Here is a 19944-nt window from a genome sequence, read left to right as displayed (position 1 = left end):
ACCCTGATACTTTCCCAGACGGGGAGCATGCACTCCCGCGCGACCTTGAAACGGGATAGGCGGCCAGCCCTGTCACCGGTCTGAACCGCCTCCCCTGCCGCCCGACCCACCATGCCGGACGAGCGCGACGAAGCGTAAACCCTAGATGCGGTTCAGGCCACGAATACCGCGATAGTCGATATCGACCACCCGGCCGCGACGGATCTGGCAGCTGAAGCGGCCGCGATCGCCCCGATCATAGCCGCGCCGGTCGTAGCCGCGGCGCTGGTCGCGATAACCGCGCGCACCGTCCACTTCGATCCGGCCGGTAATGTTCCAGCCACGGCGCGTGTCGCGCACCCGGTTGATGTCGACTACGTTGGCGTAGCGATAGCCCGCACGGCGCGCCTGATTCTCGGCAACACGCACGCACTTGTCGATCGCGCCGCGCGGATTGCCGTTGGAACGGTAATAGTCGTCGCGATAGCGGCGGTCACGGTCGCGGTAGCGATCGCGGTCGTTGTTGGAGGCCGATGCGATGGCCGCGATGCCGCCAATGATCAGCGCCCCGGCGATCACTTCGCCGACGCCGATCCCGTCATTGTCGCGGTCGCGGTAGCGCTGCGCCTCGGCAGGGGCGGCAGAGGTGAATGCCATGGCGCCCGCGGCAGCGGTGCACAGGGCGGCCTTGGTGAAGCTTTGCATGGTGGGTCTCCTCACTATGGTGCCGAGCGCCATTGCCCGAACGCCTGTGGTTCTAGGAAACCCGCGGTGAGGTGTGACTGAATTGCGGTGAAAGCCGTCGTTCAGATAACATGCCTTGAACCTGAACGCGGGCAAAGGACCACGGTGACGCGTGGTGCTCCTCCAGCGGTGGCGGCGGGGCACCCGGCCCCGCCCCCGTCCCTTCTAGTCCGCGAGATCGAGCCCGGTGAAGGCGGCGAGGAAGGCGAGGATATCCGACGCCTCCTCGATCGCCTTGTCGGTCGGTTTGCCCGAACCGTGGCCCGCGCGGGTCTCGATCCGGATCAGCTGCGGCCGCTCGCCCAGGTCCGCCGCCTGCAACGCGGCGGTGTACTTGAAGCTGTGGCCCGGGACGACGCGGTCGTCGGTATCGGCGGTGGTCACCAGCAGCGCGGGGTAATCCTCGCCATCGCGCACATTGTGATAGGGCGAATAGGCGAGCAGCGTGCGGAAGTCGTCCTCCCGGTCAGGATAGCCGTAATCGTCCACCCAGTAGCGTCCGGCAGTGAACTGGTTGAAGCGCAGCATGTCCATCACGCCGACCGCCGCGTTGCCCGCCGCAAACAGGTCCGGCCGCTGGTTGGCGACGGCACCGACCAGCAGGCCGCCGTTCGAACCGCCCTGGATCGCAAGGCCGTTCTCCGGCGTGATGCCCTGATCGATCAGATATTCGCCCGCCGCGATGAAATCGTCGAACACGTTCTGCTTGTTGTCGAGGCGCCCGCCATCGTGCCACGCCTTGCCGTATTCGCCGCCGCCACGGATGTTGGCGACCGCATAGGCACCGCCCGCCTCGATCCAGGCGAGACGCGATGGCGAGAAGCCCGGCGTCAGGCTGATGTTGAACCCGCCGTAACCGTAGAGCAGCGTCGGGACGGCCTCGCCACTCTCGGCGACCTCACGGCTGCGGACGACGAACATGGGTACGCGCGTCCCATCCTTGGAGTTGTAGAACGTCTGCTCGACCACGAAATCGTCGGGGTCGAAGGCGACCTCGGGCTGTGCCCAGACCGTGCTTTCGCCGGTCGCCACGTCGTAGCGATAGACTGTGGAGGGCCGGTTGTAGCTGGAGAAGCTGTAGAAGGTTTCGTCATCGTCGGGCGCACCGCCGAAGCCGCCCGCGCTGCCGATGCCGGGCAGCTCCACTTCGCGTTCGAGCGTGCCGTCGAGACCGAACACCTCGATCTTGCTCTTCGCATCGACGAGGTAGCTCGCGATCAGCTTGCCACCGACCAGCGAAACGCCGCCGAGAGTCTGTTCGGTCTCCGGGATCACCGTCGTCCAGCCCTGCTGCGGCGCGGTGAGGTCGGTCGTGACGACCTTCTTCAGCGGAGCATCGTCATTGGTGACGAAGAAGAAGCGGCTGCCCAGATTGCCGACATAGGAATAGTCGTATTCGAACCCGGGAACGAGCGTGACGGGTTCGGCATCGGGACGCTCCAGATCGATCAGGCTGATCTCGTACCGCTCGTCGGTCCCGCTGGAGCTGGTCACGATCAGCCAGCGGCCATCGTCGCTCACCTGCGCGATGTGGTTCAGTTCGGGCTCGTCGGGCGTCTCGTAGACCAGCGTGTCGGCATCCTGATCGGTGCCGAGCTGGTGGAAATAGACCTGCTGGTTGGTGTTGAGCGCTTGGAACGTCTCCCCCTCGCCCGTCGCGGGGAAGCGGCTGTAGTAGAACCCGCTGCCGTCCTTCGCCCAGTCGAGGTTGGAGAATTTCACCCACTCGACCGTGTCGGCCAGCACGCCGCCGGTCGCGACATCCATCACCCTGACCGTGCGCCAGTCGCTGCCGCCATCCTGGATGGCGTAGGCCAGCTTGCTGCCATCCTCGGTGATCGCATAATCGGCCAGCGCGGTGGCGCCGTCCGCCGCCCAGGTGTTGGGATCGATCAGGACGCGGGCATCGCCATCGAGGCCATCGCGCACGTAGAGGACCGATTGGTTCTGGAGCCCGTCGTTGCGGGTATAGAAATAGTGCCCGCTCTTCTCGCTCGGCAGGCCGAAGCGCTCGTAATCGGTCAGCTGCGTGATCCGCGCCTTCAGCGCCTCGCGACCCGGCAGCCGGTCGAGGAAGGCGTCGGTGACCGCGTTCTGCCGGGCGACCCAGTCCGCGACCTCGCTGTCGACCCGGACATCGTTTTCCAGCCAGCGATAGGGGTCGGCGACCTGTTCGCCGAACTGCTCTTCGACGACATCGCCGGCGCGGGTCTCGGGATAGTCGGGCGCGCTCAGGGCCTGGGCGGCAAGCGGGAGTGCACCGGCGACGAGCGCGGTGGCCGCGCCGGTGAGAAGGATGTTGCGAAGCATGGAGGTATCCTCGTGTGCGATGGAAAGCGTGGGAGCTATGTAGTCCGCGAGCGCGGGCGCGCAAATCAATCGATCGCGGCAAGCACGTCGCGGGTGAAGGCGACGATATCGAAGCGGCTGCCTGTGGGGTCTTCGCCGCGCCGGACGATCACCGCATCGCGGCTCGGCACGACGACCACATACTGCCCGCGATTGCCCATTGCGGCGAAGGTATCGGCGGGGATGCCTTCGTGGTCGTTGAACAGCCACCAGCCTGCGCCGTAACCGAAGCCATTGCCGGGCTGCGGGCCGGAGGGGGTCGAAACATATTCGCGCCAGTTCTCCGGCAGGAGGCGCTTGCCATCGGAAGTCACACCGTCGTTGAGATAGAGCCGCCCGAGCTTCGCGAGATCGTCCGCCGTCGCCCAGACCTGGCTGGAGAGGATGTAGTCCCCGCCCCAATCGGTTTCAGCTACGGTGCCGGTCATGCCGATGTCTTCGAACAGGTCCGCCGGATCGTAGCTCTCGAACGTATCCTCAATCGCCTTGACCGCCATCAGCGTGTCGTTGTTGGCATAGCGAAACACGGTGCCCGGCTGGGAGAGCAGGGGCCACCCGGTTGCACTCTCGGCCACCAGCGCACCCCCCATGTAGAGCGGATCGGTCCGGTTGCCCGGCGTATCGCTGTAGCGGCCCGAGGCCATGCGCAGGAAGTTGTCGATGGTGATCTCGCGCCGCGCGTCCCAGCGCCACTGATCGAAGGCGAGCCCGTCGGTCACCTGCGCATCGCCCCGCTGGACCGCGGCGCCGATCAGCGTGGCGGCGATGCTCTTGGCGACCGACCAGGTGCGCTGCGGCGTGTCGGGGCCGAAGCCGGGGGCGTACTTGAAAAGCTCCGCGTCACCCTGCTGAATGACAACAGCCGTAGTGCGCGTTCCCTCGCCATAGGTGTCGCGAAAAGCCAGGTCTATGGGACCAACCGATTCGGACAGATCGTTGTTGAGTAGTTGTGATGCCTGGCTCTTGCCGGGCGGTCCCGGAGAAGCAAGCTCACCCCCATCCTCCCCCGGCATCGGCGGCACCCGCATCTCCGGCATGCTCGGTTCGAGCCCGATCGGTGCAAGGCGGCAGCCCTGATCGTGCGACCCTTCCGCAAAGCGCGGTGGCATGTCGTCCGCCCATTCCACCTCGACCAGCGCCACGCGGCCTGCAGCATCGGGCAAGATCGAATAGTCCAGATCGCCGACAATATCCGCGATGCGCGGATAGATGCCGGTCAGCTCCCACGCCTCGACGCTCTCGGGTGTCCGCTCCACCCCGTTGCGCTGCGCATTGGCGAGCGCGCTGCACAGGAACAGCGCCTTGTACCCGGCGGCCAGCGCACGGTCGTAGCGCGCGTCGAGATCGGGCTGGCTGGTCGACTGGGCCGCAATCGGCGTGGCAAGGGCGAAAGCCGCTAGCGCGGCAAGGCTGGTGCGGATCATGGTGCGCGAGTGTGCCACAGACCCACTAAAAGAAAAGGCCGCAGGATCGCTCCGGCGGCCTTTTCCTTGGGACTACCCACGCGCCTCAGTCGCCCGGCGGGATCAGCCCGTCGATCACGTAGATCACGCCGTTCGAAGCGGCGATGGCCTTGCCGGTGAACCGGGGTGCATCCTCCGCATTGCCGAGCACGATCTTGCCATCGATCTCGCGGATATCGATCGGCTTGTCCGCCACGCTGGCAAGCTGGATCGCACCACCATTGCGCTCCAGCGCCTGGTCGAGATCGGCCTTGGCGATGGCACCAACCGCAATGTGACGGCGCAGCATGGCAATCAGTTCGGGCCGCGCTTCCTCGGTCTGCAGGCGGGCCATGTCTTCTTCCGGCAGCGCGCCAAGCGCCTCGTTGCTGGGCAGGAACAGCGTATAGGCGCCCACGCCGACGAAGGTGGTGTCGAGACCTGCGGTCTTGATGAGATCGTGCGCGGTGGAGACTTCGTCGATCTCGCCGATCGTGGCGTACAGGCGGCTCGGCCCCGGCTCGGCGGTGGTGTCCACCGCATTGCCTTCGGCGTCGGCGGCATCGCCGCACGCAGCCAGCGGCAGCGCCAATGCGAGCGACGCGATCGCCGCTCCAAGATGCGTATTCATTGCGTGCCCCTTCAGGTCAGCAGATCGATGACGGCCGATACGAGCCGGGTTTCCGGATCGGCACGATACACATAGCCGTCGCTGTATCGGTAGAGCGCATCGGGGCCGTCACGATAGCGATCCCGATACTGGTACGGCACGTTGTACACATCGTAGCCAGCGGGAAGCGGTTGCCCAACCGAAATGTCGTCGCCCGTCAGCAGCGCTGCGATCCCGGTGATCGCGCGGTCCTCGGGATCGACCGAAAACAGCGTGCGGTCGGCGTAGTAATAGCGATCGTCGCGGTTCTGGCCGAAATAGTTGCCGTAATAGGCGGGCGCGCGATACTCTTCGTAAGCGGTCGGCCATTGCTTGCCGCCGAACAGGGCACCGCCCACCAGCGGGATGAGCGATTCGATCACCCCGCCCCGATTCGGGCGATAGGCGTAGCCATCGTAATAGCTCCAGCCTTCGTCGCCGAAGCGCGAATAGGCGGAGCGGTAGTAATCGCCGAAGCGTTCGTCACCGAGCTTCTTGGCCTGCCCGGGCGGCTGGCAGCCATTGTTCTTCTTGGCGAGGCCGGGCGGGCAGAAGCCGCGCAGCGTGCGTTCGTCGCGATCGAAGCGGCCGAGCGCGCGGCGCACGTCCCGCTCTTCCACCGCTTGGGCAATATCGCGTGTGGCCCGGCTCGCACCGGGCCCCACTTCGCGGTCCACCCGGCGCTCCATGCGCTGTTCGATTTCGCGCTCGACACGGTCGCGCAGTGCCTCCGCATTGCCATTCCCGCGCATGTCCGGCGGGCCGCCATTGCCACGCAGCGCGTTACCATTGCCCGGATTGCCGTTCCCGCGCATGGCGGGCGGGCCGCTCCGGGCATCGCCGCGATCCTTACCACTGCCCTGGCCAGGGTTTGCCTTGGCTGCCCCATTGCCGTTGCCGCCATTTCCGTTGCCGATCCCTTGCGCTAGGACGGGCGCTGCAACGGCCAGCGCAAGCGCGCTCGAGGCAGCTATTGCGATACGCATGGTGTTTCTCCTTGGAAAAACAAACATTGCGCAAGCTTTGGGGTTCCGGAGGGGGTACGCCGGACAGACGAAGGGCCGCGCGGGTTGCCCCGGCGGCCCTTGCTGAATTCGCGATTTCGGGGCGCGATTATGCGTCTTCGAGATCGTCCTCGTCGCTCATCACCGGGCCCGAGTCCTGGCCCTTGGCGTCTTCGTCGCGGTCGACGAATTCGATGATCGCCAGCTGCGCGCTGTCCGAAGCGCGGTAGCCCGCCTTGATGATGCGGACATAGCCACCGTCACGATCGGCGTAACGCTCTGCCAGAACGTCGAACAGCTTCTTCAGCTGCGTTTCGTCCTGCAGGCGACCCATCGCAAGGCGCCGGTTCGAAAGGCCGCCGCGCTTGCCCAGCGTGATCAGCTTTTCGACATAGGGGCGCAGTTCCTTCGCCTTGGGCAGCGTGGTCAGGATCTGTTCGTGCTTGATGAGGGCCGCCGACATGTTGCGGAACATGGCGGTGCGGTGGCCCGACTTGCGGTTCAGCTTACGCTGCGAAATTCCGTGACGCATATTTCAATCCTTCGTTCGTAAGGGGGCCGTACGAGGTACCCCGGTACCGGCGGCGCTTCAGGGTGCGCCGCCTTGACCCGATCAGCCGAGCAGCTCTTGTTCGAGCTTCTTGGCCATTTCCTCGATGTTCTCCGGCGGCCAGCCCGGGATGTCCATCCCGAGGCGCAGCCCCATGCTGGAGAGCACTTCCTTGATCTCGTTGAGCGACTTGCGGCCGAAGTTCGGCGTGCGCAGCATCTCGGCTTCGGTCTTCTGGACCAGATCGCCGATGTAGATGATGTTGTCGTTCTTGAGGCAGTTGGCCGAACGGACCGACAGCTCCAGTTCGTCGACCTTCTTGAGAAGGTAACGGTTGAGCTGGTTGGCGTCCGATTCCTGCGGTTCCGCAGCCATCCCGATCATCGGGCTCGACGGCTGCGGAATGCCATCCTCGAAGTGGACGAACAGCGTCAGCTGATCCTGCAGGATGCGCGCGGCGTAGGCCACGGCGTCTTCAGGGGTGACGGTCCCGTCGGTTTCGATCGTCAGGCTGAGCTTGTCGTAGTCCAGTTCCTGGCCGACGCGGGCGTTCTCGACCTTGTAGCTCACCTGCTTGATCGGCGTGTACAGCGAATCGACGGGGATCAGGCCGATCGGCGCATCCGCCGGACGGTTCTGAACCGCCGCGACGTAGCCCTTCCCGGTGTCCGCGGTCAGCTCCATGTTGAGCGTCGCGCCTTCATCGAGCTGGCAGATCACGAGATCCTTGTTCATGATCTCGATATCGCCGGAAACGGCAATATCGCCTGCCTTCACCGCGCCCGGACCGGTCGCGGAGAGCTGCAGGCGCTTGGGGCCTTCGCCTTCCATCTTGAGCGCGATCTGCTTCACGTTCAGGACGATGTCGGTCACGTCTTCGCGAACGCCGGCGAGCGAGCTGAACTCGTGCAGCACGTTCTCGATCTTGATCGAGGTGATCGCGGCACCCTGGAGCGAGGAAAGCAGGACACGGCGCAGCGCGTTGCCGAGCGTCAGGCCGAAACCGCGTTCCAGCGGCTCGGCCACAAAGGTGGCCTTGCGCTTCTTGTCGGAGCCTGTGTCCTTCAGTTCGAGCGAGGTGGGCTTCTTAAGTTCCTGCCAGTTCTTGGTGTTGACGGCCATGGATGTCCCCTAGGAATGCAAGATCGGCTTGGGCCGGGCACTTCTTTGCGCGAAAAGAAGAAGTGCGACCGGCCCGGGATGTGTCGGCGGAGGGAACGGTTCCCACCGCCGGGCAGGATCGGGTCAGACGCGGCGCCGCTTGGAAGGGCGAACCCCGTTATGCGGAATCGGCGTCACATCGCGGATGCTGGTGATGGTGAAGCCCACCGCCTGCAGCGCGCGCAGCGCACTCTCGCGGCCCGAACCCGGGCCCTTTACTTCGACTTCCAGCGTACGAACGCCATGTTCGGCGGCTTTCTTGCCCGCATCGTCGGCAGCGACCTGCGCGGCATAGGGCGTCGACTTGCGGCTGCCCTTGAAGCCCATCATCCCGGCGCTGGACCAGCTGATCGCATTGCCCTGCGCATCGGTGATGGTGATCATGGTGTTGTTGAAGCTGGCGTTCACGTGCGCGACGCCGCTGGAGATGTTTTTCCGCTCGCGGCGCCGGATGCGGCCTGGTTCGCGTGCCATTGGTGTTTCCCCTTAAGGAAGAGAGATCGAAAAAGAGTCGGAAGGAAGCGCTGGTTAGCGCTTACTTCTTCTTGCCGGCGATCGGCTTGGCCTTGCCCTTGCGGGTGCGCGCATTGGTGTGCGTGCGCTGGCCGCGAACGGGCAGGCCGGCGCGATGGCGCAGGCCGCGGTAGGAACGAAGGTCCATCAGACGCTTGATGTTCATCGCGGTCTGACGACGCAGGTCGCCTTCCACCGTGTGTTCTTCGTCGATCGTCTCACGGATGCGGAGCACTTCCTCGTCGGTGAGGTCCTGCACGCGGGTCTTGTGATCAATGCCGAGCTTGTCGGCGATCTCGACGGCCTTGGTCCGGCCGATTCCGTGAATATAGGTAAGCGCAATGATCACGCGCTTGTTGGTGGGGATATTTACCCCGGCAATACGAGCCACTTACTTCTCCATGCTCCACAGGGCCATGCCGCGCCCCTTGCGGGATGAGGCAGCCCTATCTCATCGCTAGTTTCATCGAACCAGTGCGCCACCGAGTCCGGGACGGACAAAGACCGGCAGGCAGTAAAACCAGGCCGGTGATGCAGCGATGCATTGGGTCGGACGAACGGCGCACATAGGCGTATGAAAACGCAGCGTCAACAGTTGCGCGACAAAAACGGAGCGCGTGCCCGGTGGGCCGCGTCTCTTCCATCCGATATACGCGGATTTACCGCGCAGGCGCGCCCGTGTCAAAACCTGCGCGCATGATTTTCCCCGTCATGGCCAGGCAAGGCCCCCGGCGAGTCTGCCGTGAGCCCGCCGGACGAACCGAATCGCCGGGTGCGCTAGCGCCCCGTGCCGAGCCCTGTGGCCGGGGTTTCGTCGGTCTCGCCGAAGGCATCGTCGAACGCGTTCTTCCTGCCAGCTTCCGCCTCGACGTCGATCGCGCCGCCCAGCGCATCGGCAAGGCCCATCGCCTGTTCGCCGATCACCCCATCGACGGCCGTCGAGATCTCGTCCACCTCGAACCGCATCGTGCCACCGACAACATATTCCCACACGATCCGCGTGCCGGAGGCCTCGCCATCATCGCCATCCTCGCCCTCGATCGGCTGCATCGTGATGGTGAGCACGCCATCGACCGGCTCGCTCTGCAACGGGCCGAGCGCGCCGCGCATCCGCAGCACCTTGCGGGGCACCGCCTGGACCACGACCATGTGCTGCACGCTGCCCTCGAGCCCGGAATCGTCCGCGCCATCCTCGGCCGGGATCGTCTCGCAGAAGCAGCCGCCCGCCTGCGGGACCAGGGTCATGTTGGCAGCGTCGGCCGACCAGGTATGGCTGTCGTTCCACCAGTCGCCCGGGGCGATCAGCGCAAGCCAGGCATCCTTGGGCGCTGCGCCGACTTCGAGCGCGTAGCGGCTGACGAAATGGCTGTCGCTGCTTTCGGTCACCTCCGCCTGCGCCGGTGCGGCGGCGAACGTGCCTGCGGCAAGCAGCAGCGATGCGACTGGGGCGAAACGGGTCATCGGCAACATCCTCTTCATGCCCCCGCTATTCCACGGGTGGGCAGCAAAGGGAACCTGCCCCTTGCGCGCGGGCGGTACGCGCAACTAGCGCAGCAGCGCGTCGATGCTCGCCGAAACATCCTCGATCGAGCCCATGCCGTCGACCCGCGAAACCAGCTCGCGCTCTTCGTAATAGGGCAGGATCGGCGCGGTCTCGGACCGGTAGACTTCCATGCGGTGGCGCACGGTCGCCTCGTTATCGTCCGGCCGGCGCTTGAACTCCGTGCTGCCGCACTTGTCGCATACGCCCGGCGTCTCGGGCTGCTTGTGCCGCTCGTGATAGCCCTCGCCGCACTTGGCGCAGGTGAAACGGCCCGTGATGCGATCGACCAGCGCCTCTTCGTCCACCTGCAGCTCGATCACGCGATCAAGCTTGCGGCCGTGCTTGGCGAGCAGCGCATCGAGCTGCTCGGCCTGTGCGCGGGTGCGAGGATAACCGTCGAAGATCGCACCGGTGTCGGCCGACATTGATGCAAGCTCATGATCGATCAGGGCGGAGACGATGTCGTCCGACACCAGCTCGCCGGCATCCATGATCGCCTTGGCCTGCTTGCCCACCTCGGTCTGCGCCTTCACCGCTGCGCGCAGCATGTCTCCGGTGGAGAGCTGGCGCATGCCGTATTCGTCGACCAGGCGGTGCGCCTGGGTACCCTTCCCCGCGCCTGGCGGTCCGAGAAGAATGATGTTCATCGCACTCCCCTGTTCGTGCGTGGGGCCGGATGCAAGGGATGTCTTAGACGAACCGCGGGGATAACCCCGGCCCGTCGGCCCTTCATCCTGCAGAATGCGTCAGCGCATCCGCCCCTTCAACTTCGCCTTCTTGATGAGGTCGCCGTACTGGTGCGCCAGCAGGTGCGACTGGATCTGACTGATCGTATCCACCGTCACGTTCACCACGATCAGCAGGCTGGTACCACCCAGGAAGAGGGGAATACCGGTCTGCGCGATCATGTATTCGGGCAAGACACAGACCACCGTGAGGTATGCCGCGCCGACCACGGTGATGCGGGTCAGGACATAATCGAGATATTCGGAGGTGCGCTTGCCCGGACGGATACCGGGGATGAACCCGCCGTTCTTCTTCAGGTTCTCAGCCGTCTCCTCCGGGTTGAACACAACCGCGGTGTAGAAGAAGCAGAAGAACACGATCAGCACGGAATAGAGCAGCATGTAGATCGGCTGCCCGTGCTGGAGGTAGAAGTTCAACGTATTGATCGTCTGCCCGGCGGTACTGTCAGGATCGACCGAGTTGCCGGCGAACTGGCTGATGGTCAGCGGCAGCAGCAGCAGCGAGCTGGCGAAGATCGGCGGAATAACACCCGCGGTGTTGATCTTGAGCGGCAGGTGGCTGCGGTCCGCCTGCATCATGCCACGCTGGGTCGCGCGCTTGGGATATTGGATCAGCAGCCGGCGCTGTGCGCGTTCCATGAAGCTGATGAACAGGATGAGGATGACGATCATCGCAATGAAGCCGATGATGATCACCGGCGAGATCGCTCCGGTCCGCCCGCCTTCGAACATATTGCTCGCGAAGCTGGGGAACTGGGCGACGATGCCCGCCATAATGATGAGCGAAACGCCGTTGCCGATGCCGCGCGACGTGATCTGTTCACCGATCCACAGCAGCAGCATGGTCCCGCCGACGAGGCTGATGACCGCGCCGATGCGGAACATGATGCCGGGGTCGACGACCGCCTGCAGACCGCTCTGCGCGCCGTAGCTTTCGAGCCCGGTGGCGAGGAAGTAGCCCTGGATCACGCACAGGAAGACCGTGCCATAACGGGTATACTGGTTGAGCTTCTGGCGCCCGGTCGCGCCTTCCTTCTTCAGCGCCATCAGCGTGGGATGCAGGGCGGAGGCCATCTGCACCACGATCGAGGCGGTGATGTAGGGCATCACGCCTAGCGCGATCAGGCTCATGCGTTCAAGGCTGCCGCCCGAGAAGGTGTTGAACAGGTCGAGCACGCCGCCGCGCGTCTGGTCGTACAGGTCGCCCAGGATTTGCGGATTGACACCCGGCAGCGGGACGAAGCTGAGGAAGCGGAAAACGATCAGCGCGACAACCGTGAACCAGATGCGCTGGCGCAGTTCGGTCGCCTTGGAGAAATTCGCCAAGCTGAGGTTGGACGCGATATTATCGGCGCGTGATGCCATGGGAAATCATCGATCCTGCATTAGTCGACGGCTCTCGGCCGCCCCCGTCGCGCAGTAGATAGGGTGCGGGTCCGTCCTTGTCGAACCCCCCGCACCCCAAATGCTTGTCAGTCGGCTTTTTTGCCCGACTTAGCGGCCTTGTTCGCTTCGGCGCGGGCCGACTTCTTTTCGCTCTCGGGCTGGGCCGCGGCGATCACCTCGACCTTGCCGCCCGCCTTCTCGACCGCCTCGATGGCGCCCTTGCTGGCGCCGGCAACCTTGAAGGTGACCTTCGAAGTCAGTTCGCCCTTCGCGAGGAGGCGCACGCCATCCTTGCCGCCACGCGCGAGGCCAGCGGCCTTGAGCGCTTCGTGGTCGAGCGTGTTCTTGGCATCGAGCTTCTTGGCGTCGATGAACTTCTGGACCATGCCGATATTCACCTCGGCAAAGTCCTTGCCGAAGGGATTGTTGAAGCCGCGCTTCGGGATCCGCATGTGGAGCGGCATCTGGCCGCCTTCGAAACCCTTGATGGCCACGCCTTCACGGCTCTTCTGGCCCTTCTGACCACGGGCGGCAGTCTTGCCCTTGCCCGAGCCGATGCCCCGGCCCACGCGCATGCGCGACTTGCGGGCGCCTTCGTTGTCTTTGATGTCGTTGAGTTTAAAAGCCATGTTGCACTCGCTTTCGCTTTTCTTCGCGCTGATAAAATGGAAGCGGCCCGCTACACCGAGCGGGCCGCCGCCGTCAATTGTTATAGCAGAAGGGCTTAGCCCTCCACCACCTCGACCATGTGCGGCAGCTTTGCGATTGCGCCGCGCACTTCGGGGGTGTCTTCCAGCTCGACAACCCGGTGCATCTTGCCGAGGCCCAGACCGATAAGGGTCTTCTTCTGGCTCTCGGGACGCCGGATGGGCGAGCCGATCTGCTTGATCTTGATCTTAGCCATCGGTTCTTACTCCACTACCGCGGCGGCATCCGCCTCGGCTTCCGCTTGGCTCGCACCACCGCGGGCCAGCAGGTCGGCAACCTTCTTGCCCCGACGCTGAGCCACCGACTTGGGCGAGCTCTGGTTGAGGAGCGCGTCGAAGGTCGCGCGGATCATGTTGTAGGGATTCGATGTGCCGACCGACTTGGTCACGACGTCGGCCACACCGAGGCTTTCGAACACGGCGCGCATCGGACCACCGGCGATGATGCCGGTACCCGGAGGCGCGGTGCGAACGGTCACCTTGCCGGCACCGAAACGCCCCTTGGCGTCGTGGTGCAGCGTGCGGCCTTCCTTCAGCGCGACGCGGATCATGTGCTTGCGCGCAGCGGCCGAAGCCTTGCTGATCGCTTCGGGCACTTCGCGCGCCTTGCCGTGACCGAAGCCGACGCGGCCCTGGCCGTCACCGACGACGACGAGTGCGGCGAAACCGAAGCGCTTACCACCCTTCACCGTCTTCGAGACGCGGTTGATGTGAACCAGCTTCTCGATGATGCCGTCGTCTTCTTCCTCGCGCTTGCCACGACGATCGTCGCGACCGCGACCACGTCCACGACCACCACGATCACCGCCGCCGCGATTGTCGCGACCACCACGGCCCTGACGCTCGCGCGGCTGGCCTTCGGCGCCCTGTGCGGGGCTCTGATTGTCGGCAGCTTCCGAAGGCGTGTCGGCGATCGCCGGCTCTTCCTTCTTCACACCGTGATCGGTTTCCGCTTCCGCGACGCCGGACGCAGCCTTCGCAGCCGCAACCTCGGGGGTCTCGGGAACGCCGGGCGCCTGTTCGGGCGTGCTTTCCGTGTTTTCGTTCTTTTCGTCAGCCATCATCAGAACTCCAGCCCGCCTTCGCGAGCGGCATCGGCCAGCGCCTTGACGCGGCCATGGAACAGGAAGCCGCCGCGATCGAACACGACCGTCGTAACGCCCGCTTTCTTGGCGGCGTCGGCGATGTTCGAGCCGACCGTCTTGGCGGCGTCGATATTCGCGGTCGAGCCTTTCACGCCCAGCGTCGATGCACTGGCGAGCGTCTTGCCCGCCGTGTCGTCGATGATCTGCGCGTAGATGTGCTTGCCCGTGCGGTGAACCGACAGACGGGGCTTGCCACCCGCATTCTTGCGCAGCGCAGTGCGGACGCGCTGGCGGCGGCGTTCAAAGAGAGAGAGCTTTGCCATCTTACTTCTTCTTCCCTTCCTTGCGGAAGATGTATTCGCCCTGGTACTTGATGCCCTTGCCCTTGTAAGGCTCGGGCTTGCGCCAGCGGCGGATTTCAGCGGCGAACTGGCCAACGGACTGCTTGTCGATACCGCTGATGATGATGGTCGTCTGATCGGGCGTTTCCACCGTCAGACCTTCCGGCACATCAAGGTCGACGTCATGCGAATAGCCGAGCTGAAGCTTGAGCTTCTTGCCCTGCGACTGCGCACGGTAACCGACGCCCGAAATCTGCAGCGTCTTTGTGAAGCCGTCGGTGACGCCTTCGACCAGGTTCGAAACCAGCGTGCGCTGCATGCCCCAGTGGCTGCGGGCGGGCTTGGTGTCGTTGACCGGATCGACCGCGATCGAGCCATCTTCCAGCTTGTAGGACACGAGGTCCGACAGCCCCATGGTGAGCGTGCCCTTGGGGCCCTTCACCGAGAGGGTGCCGTTGTCGATCTTGGCCTCGACCCCGCTCGGGATCGCGACCGGACGTTTGCCGATGCGGCTCATCAGAACACCTCCGCCAGCACTTCGCCACCAACGTTCTGGCTGCGAGCTTCCGCGTCGGAAAGCACGCCGCGCGGCGTCGAGACAATCGTGATGCCAAGGCCGTTGCGCACCGTCGGCAGCTCGCGGCTGGCCGAATAGATGCGCCGTCCCGGCTTGGAAACGCGGGCGACATGCTTGATCGCAGGTTCGCCCTCGAAATACTTCAGTTCGATCCGCAGCGCGGGGTGCTTGCCCGAAGAGTCTTCGCTATAGCCACGGATGTAGCCTTCACGCTGGAGCACTTCGAGAACGTTCGCACGCAGCTTGGACGCCGGCGACAGGACGGAGTCCTTCTTCGCCTGCTGGCCGTTGCGGATACGGGTGAGCATGTCACCCAGGGGATCGGTCATCGCCATGGTCTAATCCTCACCAGCTCGACTTGGTCAGGCCGGGAATCAGGCCCTTGTTGCCCAGATTCCGCAGCTCGATGCGGTTGATGCCGAACTTGCGGTAGTAGCCGCGCGGGCGGCCCGTGGTGGAACAGCGGTTGCGGACCCGGGTCGGGTTCGCATTACGCGGCAGTTCGGCCATCTTGAGCCGGGCCATCAGGCGCTCGGTCTCGTCGGCGTCCTTGTCGTCCGCGATAGCCTTCAGCTTCGCGTACTTGTCCGCGTACTTCTTCACGAGAGCCTTGCGCTTCTCGTTCTTGTTGATGGAACTCAGTTTCGCCATTGGACTTAAGCTCTCCTGCAGCGGCTTACGCCGCCTCCTTCTCTTCGTCGGCCTTTGCTTCGGCCGGGAACGGGAAACCGAACAGGCGCAGCAGTTCGCGCGCTTCTTCGTCGGTCTTCGCGGTGGTGGTCACGATGATATCCATGCCCCGGACCTTCTCGATCTGGTCGTACGAGATCTCGGGGAAGATGATCTGCTCCTTCAGGCCCATGGCATAGTTGCCACGGCCGTCAAAGCTCTTCGGGTTCAGGCCACGGAAGTCGCGGATGCGGGGCATCGCGACCGTCACCAGACGATCGAGGAATTCGAACATCCGGTCGCGGCGCAGGGTCACCTTGCAACCGATCGGCATGCCTTCGCGCAGCTTGAACTGTGCGATCGACTTCTTGGCCTTGGTGATAACGGGCTTCTGGCCCGCGATCAGCGCCATTTCCTCGGCTGCGGTCTGGACCTTCTTCTTGTCCTGGCTCGCTTCGCCCACGCCCATGTTGAGCGTGATCTTTTCGAGCCGCGGAACTTCGAGACGGTTTTTGTAGCCGAACTTCTCGGTCATCGCCTTGACGATCTGGTCGTCGTAGCGGGACTTCATGCGGGGGGTATAATCAGCCATCGATGGTCTCTCCGGACTTGACCGCAACGCGCACCTTCTTGCCGTCGCGTTCTTCGATACGCACGCGGGTCGGCGCGCCGTCCTTGGGATCGGCAACCGCGACCTTCGCGATGTGCATCGGCGCTTCGTAGCGGTCGATGCCGCCCTGCGGATTGGTCTGCGAGGGCTTGCGGTGACGGGCGATCATGTTGACGCCTTCCACCACGACCTTGCCGTCCTTCGGCAGGACCTTGGCGACCGTACCGGTCTTGCCCTTGTCCTTGCCCGAAAGCACGACGACGTTGTCGCCCTTCTTGATCTTCGCCATGCCCATTACAGCACCTCCGGTGCGAGCGAGATGATCTTCATGAAGCCGCGGCCACGCAGTTCGCGCACCACCGGCCCGAAGATACGGGTGCCGATCGGCTCTTCGCTCTTGTTCACGAGTACGGCCGCGTTGCTGTCGAAGCGGATCACGCTGCCATCGGGGCGGCGGACATCCTTCTTGGTACGAACGATCACCGCACGGTGAACGTCGCCCTTCTTCACTTTGGCACGCGGCTGGGCTTCCTTCACGGAAACCACGATCACGTCCCCGACACTCGCGAAACGGCGCTTCGAGCCGCCCAGCACCTTGATGCACTGGACGCGCTTGGCGCCGCTGTTATCCGCGACGTCGAGATTGGACTGCATCTGGATCATCGATCCGGTTCCTTCTCATTGGCTTGCCGGGACAGGTGCCCGGCAGTTCCGAAAAACGTCAGTTAGCTGTTGCCAGCTGCTTCCACGTCGAGGTCGGCTTCCACCGCCTGCACGCCGCCGGACACGACCCGATCCTTAACGGCCCAGGTCTTCGTCTTGGAAATCGGCTTCGTTTCCTCGATCCGCACGATGTCGCCGAGCTGGTACTCGTTCTGCTCGTCGTGGGCATGGTACTTCTTCGAACGGCGGATGATCTTCCCGTACAGCGGGTGCTTCACCTTACGTTCGACCAGCACGGTCACGGTCTTGTCGGTCTTGGTGGAGGTCACCGTACCGATCAGAATACGCTTGGGCATGGTTCTTACGCCTCTTTCTTGGCCGCGGCGGCGCGGGTGCGCTCGGTCTGCAGCGTCTTGATGCGCGCGATCGTACGGCGGACTTCCTGGACCCGGGCCGGACGCTCGAGCTGGTTGGTCGCGGCCTGGAAGCGCAGGTTGAACGCTTCGCGCTTCAGCTCGGTGAGCTCGGCGGTCAGCTGGTCATCGCTCTTGGCGCGGAGATCTTCGGTGGTGCTCACTATTCGCCTCCCAGGTGCGACTTGTCGCCCAGACGGGCAACGACCTTGGTCTTGACCGGCAGCTTCATGGCAGCACGTTCGAACGCTTCGGCGGCGAGCGGCCCCGGCACACCGTCGAGTTCGAACAGGATGCGGCCCGGCTTCACGCGAGCTGCCCAGTATTCGACCGAGCCCTTGCCCTTACCCTGCCGGACTTCGGCAGGCTTCTTGGACACGGGCACATCGGGGAAGACGCGGATCCAGAGACGGCCCTGACGCTTCATGTGACGCGTGATCGCACGACGTGCGGCCTCGATCTGGCGCGCGGTAATCCGCTCGGGTTCCATCGCCTTCAGCCCGTAGGAGCCGAAGTTGAGTTCGGTACCACCCTTGGCATTGCCATGGATCCGGCCCTTGAAGGCCTTGCGGTACTTGGTTCGTTTGGGTTGCAGCATGGTTCTTTCCTAATCCTGCAATCAGCGCGCCGGACGCACGCCGGAGGTCTGTGCCTCCATCATGAGACGATCCTGCGCGGTCGGATCATGAGCGAGGATCTCGCCCTTGAAGATCCAGCACTTGATGCCGATGATCCCGTAGGCGGTCAGCGCCTCGGCTTCGGCATAGTCGACATTGGCGCGCAGCGTGTGAAGCGGCACGCGGCCTTCGCGGTACCATTCGACGCGCGCGATTTCCGCACCGCCCAGACGGCCGCCGCACACGATCTTGATGCCTTCGGCACCCAGACGCAGCGCGGACTGCACGGCGCGCTTCATCGCACGGCGGAAGGCCACACGGCGCACCAGCTGGTCGGCGATGCCCTGCGCAACGAGCTTGGCATCGATTTCCGGCTTGCGGATCTCGACGATGTTCAGCTTCACTTCGCTCGCGGTCATCTTGGCCAGCTTGGAGCGCAGCTTTTCGATGTCCGCACCCTTCTTGCCGATGATGACGCCGGGACGCGCAGCGTAGATCGAGATGCGGCACAGCTTGGCCGGACGCTCGATCACCACCTTCGAGATCGCGGCCTGCGGCAGCGAGTCGACGATGTGCTTGCGGATCTCGATGTCTTCCTTGAGCAGCTTGGCATAGTCACGCCCTTCGGCGTACCAGCGGCTGTCCCAGGTGCGGTTGATCTGCAGGCGCAGACCGATCGGATTGCTCTTCTGGCCCATCTTACGCTTCCTCGACTTCGCGCACGACGATGCGCAGGCGGCTGAAGGGCTTCAGGATACGGGTCGACTTGCCGCGACCGCGCGTGTGAAACCGCTTCATCGTGATCGACTTGCCCACGCTGGCCTCGGCGACGACAAGTGCGTCGACGTCGAGGTCGTGGTTGTTCTCTGCGTTGGCGATCGCGGAGGCGAGCACCTTGCTCGCATCCTTGGCCATCGCCTTCTTCGAAAAGGCGAGGATGTTCAACGCCTCTTCGGCCTTCTTGCCGCGGATCAGCTCGGCAACGAGGTTCAGCTTCTGGGCCGACCCACGGATCGTGGTGCCAACAGCCAGTGCCTCGTTATCGGCGACGCGACGGGGAGCTTTCTGCTTGCTCATCAGCGCTTGCCTTTCTTGTCGGCGGCGTGACCCGGGAAGGTGCGCGTGGGCGCGAATTCACCGAGCTTGTGGCCGACCATCTCTTCCGAGACGGACACGGGAATGAACTTGTGGCCGTTGTAGACGTTGAACGTGAGCCCAACGAACTGCGGCAGGATGGTGGAGCGACGCGACCAGGTCTTGATCGGCGCGGTGCTGGTCTTTTCCTGTGCATCCTCGGCCTTCTTCAGAAGGCTGAGTTCCACAAACGGACCTTTCCAAACGGAACGTGCCATCTTCGCTTACCTCTTCTTCTTCGCGTGGCGCGAACGGATGATCATCTTGTCCGTCTGCTTGTTCTTGCGAGTGCGGGCACCCTTGGTCGGCTTGCCCCACGGGGTCACCGGATGGCGACCACCCGAGGTGCGGCCTTCACCACCACCATGCGGGTGATCGATCGGGTTCTTCGCGACACCGCGAGTCAGCGGACGGCGGCCCTTCCAGCGGGTGCGGCCCGCCTTGCCGAAGTTCTGGTTCTGGTTGTCGGGGTTCGAGACCGCGCCAACCGTGCCCATGCAATCGGACCGGAGGTAACGCTGCTCGCCCGAGTTCAGGCGAACGATCACCATCCCGCGGTCACGACCGACCAGCTGGACATACGCACCGGCGGAGCGGGCGATCTGGCCGCCCTTGCCCGGCTTCATCTCCACATTGTGGATGATGGTGCCGACCGGCATGTTGCCCAGCGGCATTGCGTTGCCCGGCTTGGTGTCGACCTTTTCGCCGGCCACAACCTTGTCGCCGACGGCGAGGCGCTGCGGCGCGATGATGTAGGCCAGCTCTTCGTCGGCATACTTGATCAGCGCGATGAAGGCGGTGCGGTTGGGATCATATTCGATCCGTTCCACGGTGCCTTCGACGTCCCACTTGCGGCGCTTGAAGTCGATGTAACGATACTTCTGCTTGTGACCGCCCGCGATCCCGCGGCTGGTAACGTGGCCCTTGTTGTTGCGACCGCCCGTCTTGCGCTTGCCTTCGGTAAGCGCCTTGACCGGCTTGCCCTTGTACAGGCCCGACTTGTCGACCAGGATCAGGCCGCGACGGGCCGGACTGGTGGGTTTGTAGTTCTTGAGTGCCATG

The 19944-nt window shown here is 64.1% G+C and carries 29 protein-coding genes; all 29 read right to left on the bottom strand.

Annotated features, from left to right (window positions below; genetic code table 11):
- Positions 1 to 141: 141 nt before the first annotated feature.
- The 29 genes from ACYQ0L_RS10480 to rplB all read right to left on the bottom strand — a co-directional run bounded on the left by ACYQ0L_RS10480 (position 142) and on the right by rplB (position 19943).
- Positions 142 to 684: a hypothetical protein gene (locus ACYQ0L_RS10480; RefSeq protein ID WP_459789101.1), complete on the bottom strand. Its 543-nt coding sequence runs from the start codon at positions 682 to 684 to the stop codon at positions 142 to 144.
- A gap of 204 nt (positions 685 to 888) precedes the next feature.
- Positions 889 to 3033: a prolyl oligopeptidase family serine peptidase gene (locus ACYQ0L_RS10475; protein ID WP_459789100.1), complete on the bottom strand. Its 2145-nt coding sequence runs from the start codon at positions 3031 to 3033 to the stop codon at positions 889 to 891.
- Between the two features lie 65 nt (positions 3034 to 3098).
- Positions 3099 to 4496, bottom strand: coding sequence for a serine hydrolase domain-containing protein (locus ACYQ0L_RS10470; protein ID WP_459789099.1), 1398 nt, complete (start codon positions 4494 to 4496; stop codon positions 3099 to 3101).
- Positions 4497 to 4581: 85 nt separating this feature from the next.
- Entirely contained in the window at positions 4582 to 5145 is a 564-nt protein-coding gene (locus tag ACYQ0L_RS10465) for a fasciclin domain-containing protein (RefSeq protein WP_459789097.1), read from the bottom strand.
- Between the two features lie 11 nt (positions 5146 to 5156).
- Positions 5157 to 6149, bottom strand: a complete 993-nt coding sequence (locus ACYQ0L_RS10460) for a hypothetical protein (protein ID WP_459789096.1) — start codon at positions 6147 to 6149, stop codon at positions 5157 to 5159.
- A 127-nt stretch (positions 6150 to 6276) separates the two neighbouring features.
- Positions 6277 to 6699: a 50S ribosomal protein L17 gene (gene rplQ / locus ACYQ0L_RS10455; protein WP_459789095.1), complete on the bottom strand. Its 423-nt coding sequence runs from the start codon at positions 6697 to 6699 to the stop codon at positions 6277 to 6279.
- A gap of 81 nt (positions 6700 to 6780) precedes the next feature.
- Positions 6781 to 7839: a DNA-directed RNA polymerase subunit alpha gene (locus ACYQ0L_RS10450; protein WP_459789094.1), complete on the bottom strand. Its 1059-nt coding sequence runs from the start codon at positions 7837 to 7839 to the stop codon at positions 6781 to 6783.
- Between the two features lie 123 nt (positions 7840 to 7962).
- Positions 7963 to 8352 (bottom strand): 30S ribosomal protein S11, encoded by a 390-nt coding sequence (rpsK, locus tag ACYQ0L_RS10445; RefSeq protein ID WP_010234721.1) that lies wholly within the window; start codon positions 8350 to 8352, stop codon positions 7963 to 7965.
- Between the two features lie 61 nt (positions 8353 to 8413).
- The gene (gene rpsM / locus ACYQ0L_RS10440; RefSeq protein ID WP_029140271.1) at positions 8414 to 8782 is read right to left on the bottom strand and encodes a 30S ribosomal protein S13; all 369 of its coding nucleotides are present in this window, start codon (positions 8780 to 8782) and stop codon (positions 8414 to 8416) included.
- Positions 8783 to 9168: 386 nt separating this feature from the next.
- The gene (locus ACYQ0L_RS10435; RefSeq protein ID WP_459789093.1) at positions 9169 to 9852 is read right to left on the bottom strand and encodes an SRPBCC family protein; all 684 of its coding nucleotides are present in this window, start codon (positions 9850 to 9852) and stop codon (positions 9169 to 9171) included.
- 84 nt (positions 9853 to 9936) lie between these two features.
- On the bottom strand, positions 9937 to 10581 hold the full coding sequence (locus tag ACYQ0L_RS10430) for an adenylate kinase (RefSeq protein ID WP_459789092.1): 645 nt from the start codon (positions 10579 to 10581) through the stop codon (positions 9937 to 9939).
- A 99-nt stretch (positions 10582 to 10680) separates the two neighbouring features.
- Positions 10681 to 12045 (bottom strand): preprotein translocase subunit SecY, encoded by a 1365-nt coding sequence (gene secY, locus ACYQ0L_RS10425; RefSeq protein ID WP_459789091.1) that lies wholly within the window; start codon positions 12043 to 12045, stop codon positions 10681 to 10683.
- A 107-nt stretch (positions 12046 to 12152) separates the two neighbouring features.
- Positions 12153 to 12695 (bottom strand): 50S ribosomal protein L15, encoded by a 543-nt coding sequence (gene rplO, locus ACYQ0L_RS10420; protein WP_459789090.1) that lies wholly within the window; start codon positions 12693 to 12695, stop codon positions 12153 to 12155.
- 95 nt (positions 12696 to 12790) lie between these two features.
- Complete coding sequence (gene rpmD / locus ACYQ0L_RS10415; RefSeq protein WP_459789088.1) at positions 12791 to 12970, bottom strand: 50S ribosomal protein L30; 180 nt, start codon at positions 12968 to 12970, stop codon at positions 12791 to 12793.
- A 6-nt stretch (positions 12971 to 12976) separates the two neighbouring features.
- Complete coding sequence (gene rpsE / locus ACYQ0L_RS10410) at positions 12977 to 13837, bottom strand: 30S ribosomal protein S5 (protein ID WP_459789087.1); 861 nt, start codon at positions 13835 to 13837, stop codon at positions 12977 to 12979.
- A complete protein-coding gene (rplR, locus tag ACYQ0L_RS10405; protein WP_459789086.1) occupies positions 13837 to 14181 on the bottom strand; it encodes a 50S ribosomal protein L18 in 345 nt (114 codons plus the stop codon). Before rplR ends, rpsE begins: the two co-directional genes overlap by 1 nt.
- Position 14182: 1 nt before the next feature.
- Positions 14183 to 14716 carry a 50S ribosomal protein L6 gene (rplF, locus tag ACYQ0L_RS10400; protein ID WP_459789085.1) on the bottom strand — a complete coding sequence of 178 codons (534 nt, stop codon included), beginning with the start codon at positions 14714 to 14716 and terminating at the stop codon, positions 14183 to 14185.
- A complete protein-coding gene (rpsH, locus tag ACYQ0L_RS10395) occupies positions 14716 to 15111 on the bottom strand; it encodes a 30S ribosomal protein S8 (RefSeq protein WP_459789084.1) in 396 nt (131 codons plus the stop codon). The genes rplF and rpsH overlap by 1 nt, the downstream gene beginning before the upstream one ends.
- 10 nt (positions 15112 to 15121) lie before the next feature.
- On the bottom strand, positions 15122 to 15427 hold the full coding sequence (gene rpsN, locus ACYQ0L_RS10390; RefSeq protein ID WP_342531707.1) for a 30S ribosomal protein S14: 306 nt from the start codon (positions 15425 to 15427) through the stop codon (positions 15122 to 15124).
- Between the two features lie 25 nt (positions 15428 to 15452).
- Positions 15453 to 16037: a 50S ribosomal protein L5 gene (rplE, locus tag ACYQ0L_RS10385; RefSeq protein ID WP_459789083.1), complete on the bottom strand. Its 585-nt coding sequence runs from the start codon at positions 16035 to 16037 to the stop codon at positions 15453 to 15455.
- Positions 16030 to 16350: a 50S ribosomal protein L24 gene (rplX, locus tag ACYQ0L_RS10380; protein WP_459789081.1), complete on the bottom strand. Its 321-nt coding sequence runs from the start codon at positions 16348 to 16350 to the stop codon at positions 16030 to 16032. Before rplX ends, rplE begins: the two co-directional genes overlap by 8 nt.
- The gene (gene rplN, locus ACYQ0L_RS10375; protein ID WP_010411138.1) at positions 16350 to 16718 is read right to left on the bottom strand and encodes a 50S ribosomal protein L14; all 369 of its coding nucleotides are present in this window, start codon (positions 16716 to 16718) and stop codon (positions 16350 to 16352) included. Before rplN ends, rplX begins: the two co-directional genes overlap by 1 nt.
- Before the next feature lie 62 nt (positions 16719 to 16780).
- Positions 16781 to 17074, bottom strand: a complete 294-nt coding sequence (rpsQ, locus tag ACYQ0L_RS10370) for a 30S ribosomal protein S17 (RefSeq protein ID WP_459789080.1) — start codon at positions 17072 to 17074, stop codon at positions 16781 to 16783.
- 5 nt (positions 17075 to 17079) lie between these two features.
- Positions 17080 to 17295 carry a 50S ribosomal protein L29 gene (rpmC, locus tag ACYQ0L_RS10365; RefSeq protein ID WP_459789079.1) on the bottom strand — a complete coding sequence of 72 codons (216 nt, stop codon included), beginning with the start codon at positions 17293 to 17295 and terminating at the stop codon, positions 17080 to 17082.
- Positions 17295 to 17729 carry a 50S ribosomal protein L16 gene (gene rplP, locus ACYQ0L_RS10360; protein WP_459789078.1) on the bottom strand — a complete coding sequence of 145 codons (435 nt, stop codon included), beginning with the start codon at positions 17727 to 17729 and terminating at the stop codon, positions 17295 to 17297. Before rplP ends, rpmC begins: the two co-directional genes overlap by 1 nt.
- 21 nt (positions 17730 to 17750) lie before the next feature.
- The gene (gene rpsC, locus ACYQ0L_RS10355) at positions 17751 to 18446 is read right to left on the bottom strand and encodes a 30S ribosomal protein S3 (protein ID WP_459789077.1); all 696 of its coding nucleotides are present in this window, start codon (positions 18444 to 18446) and stop codon (positions 17751 to 17753) included.
- Position 18447: 1 nt separating this feature from the next.
- The gene (gene rplV, locus ACYQ0L_RS10350; RefSeq protein WP_010234680.1) at positions 18448 to 18825 is read right to left on the bottom strand and encodes a 50S ribosomal protein L22; all 378 of its coding nucleotides are present in this window, start codon (positions 18823 to 18825) and stop codon (positions 18448 to 18450) included.
- A complete protein-coding gene (gene rpsS, locus ACYQ0L_RS10345) occupies positions 18825 to 19100 on the bottom strand; it encodes a 30S ribosomal protein S19 (RefSeq protein WP_115493175.1) in 276 nt (91 codons plus the stop codon). The genes rplV and rpsS overlap by 1 nt, the downstream gene beginning before the upstream one ends.
- Positions 19101 to 19106: 6 nt before the next feature.
- Positions 19107 to 19943 (bottom strand): 50S ribosomal protein L2, encoded by an 837-nt coding sequence (rplB, locus tag ACYQ0L_RS10340; RefSeq protein ID WP_459789075.1) that lies wholly within the window; start codon positions 19941 to 19943, stop codon positions 19107 to 19109.
- Between the last annotated feature and the right edge of the window lies 1 nt (position 19944).

The organism is Alteriqipengyuania triglochinis (assembly GCF_054655655.1).
The sequence above is the reverse complement of the archived record's forward strand: the minus strand, read 5'-3'. Positions and strand labels throughout refer to the sequence as shown.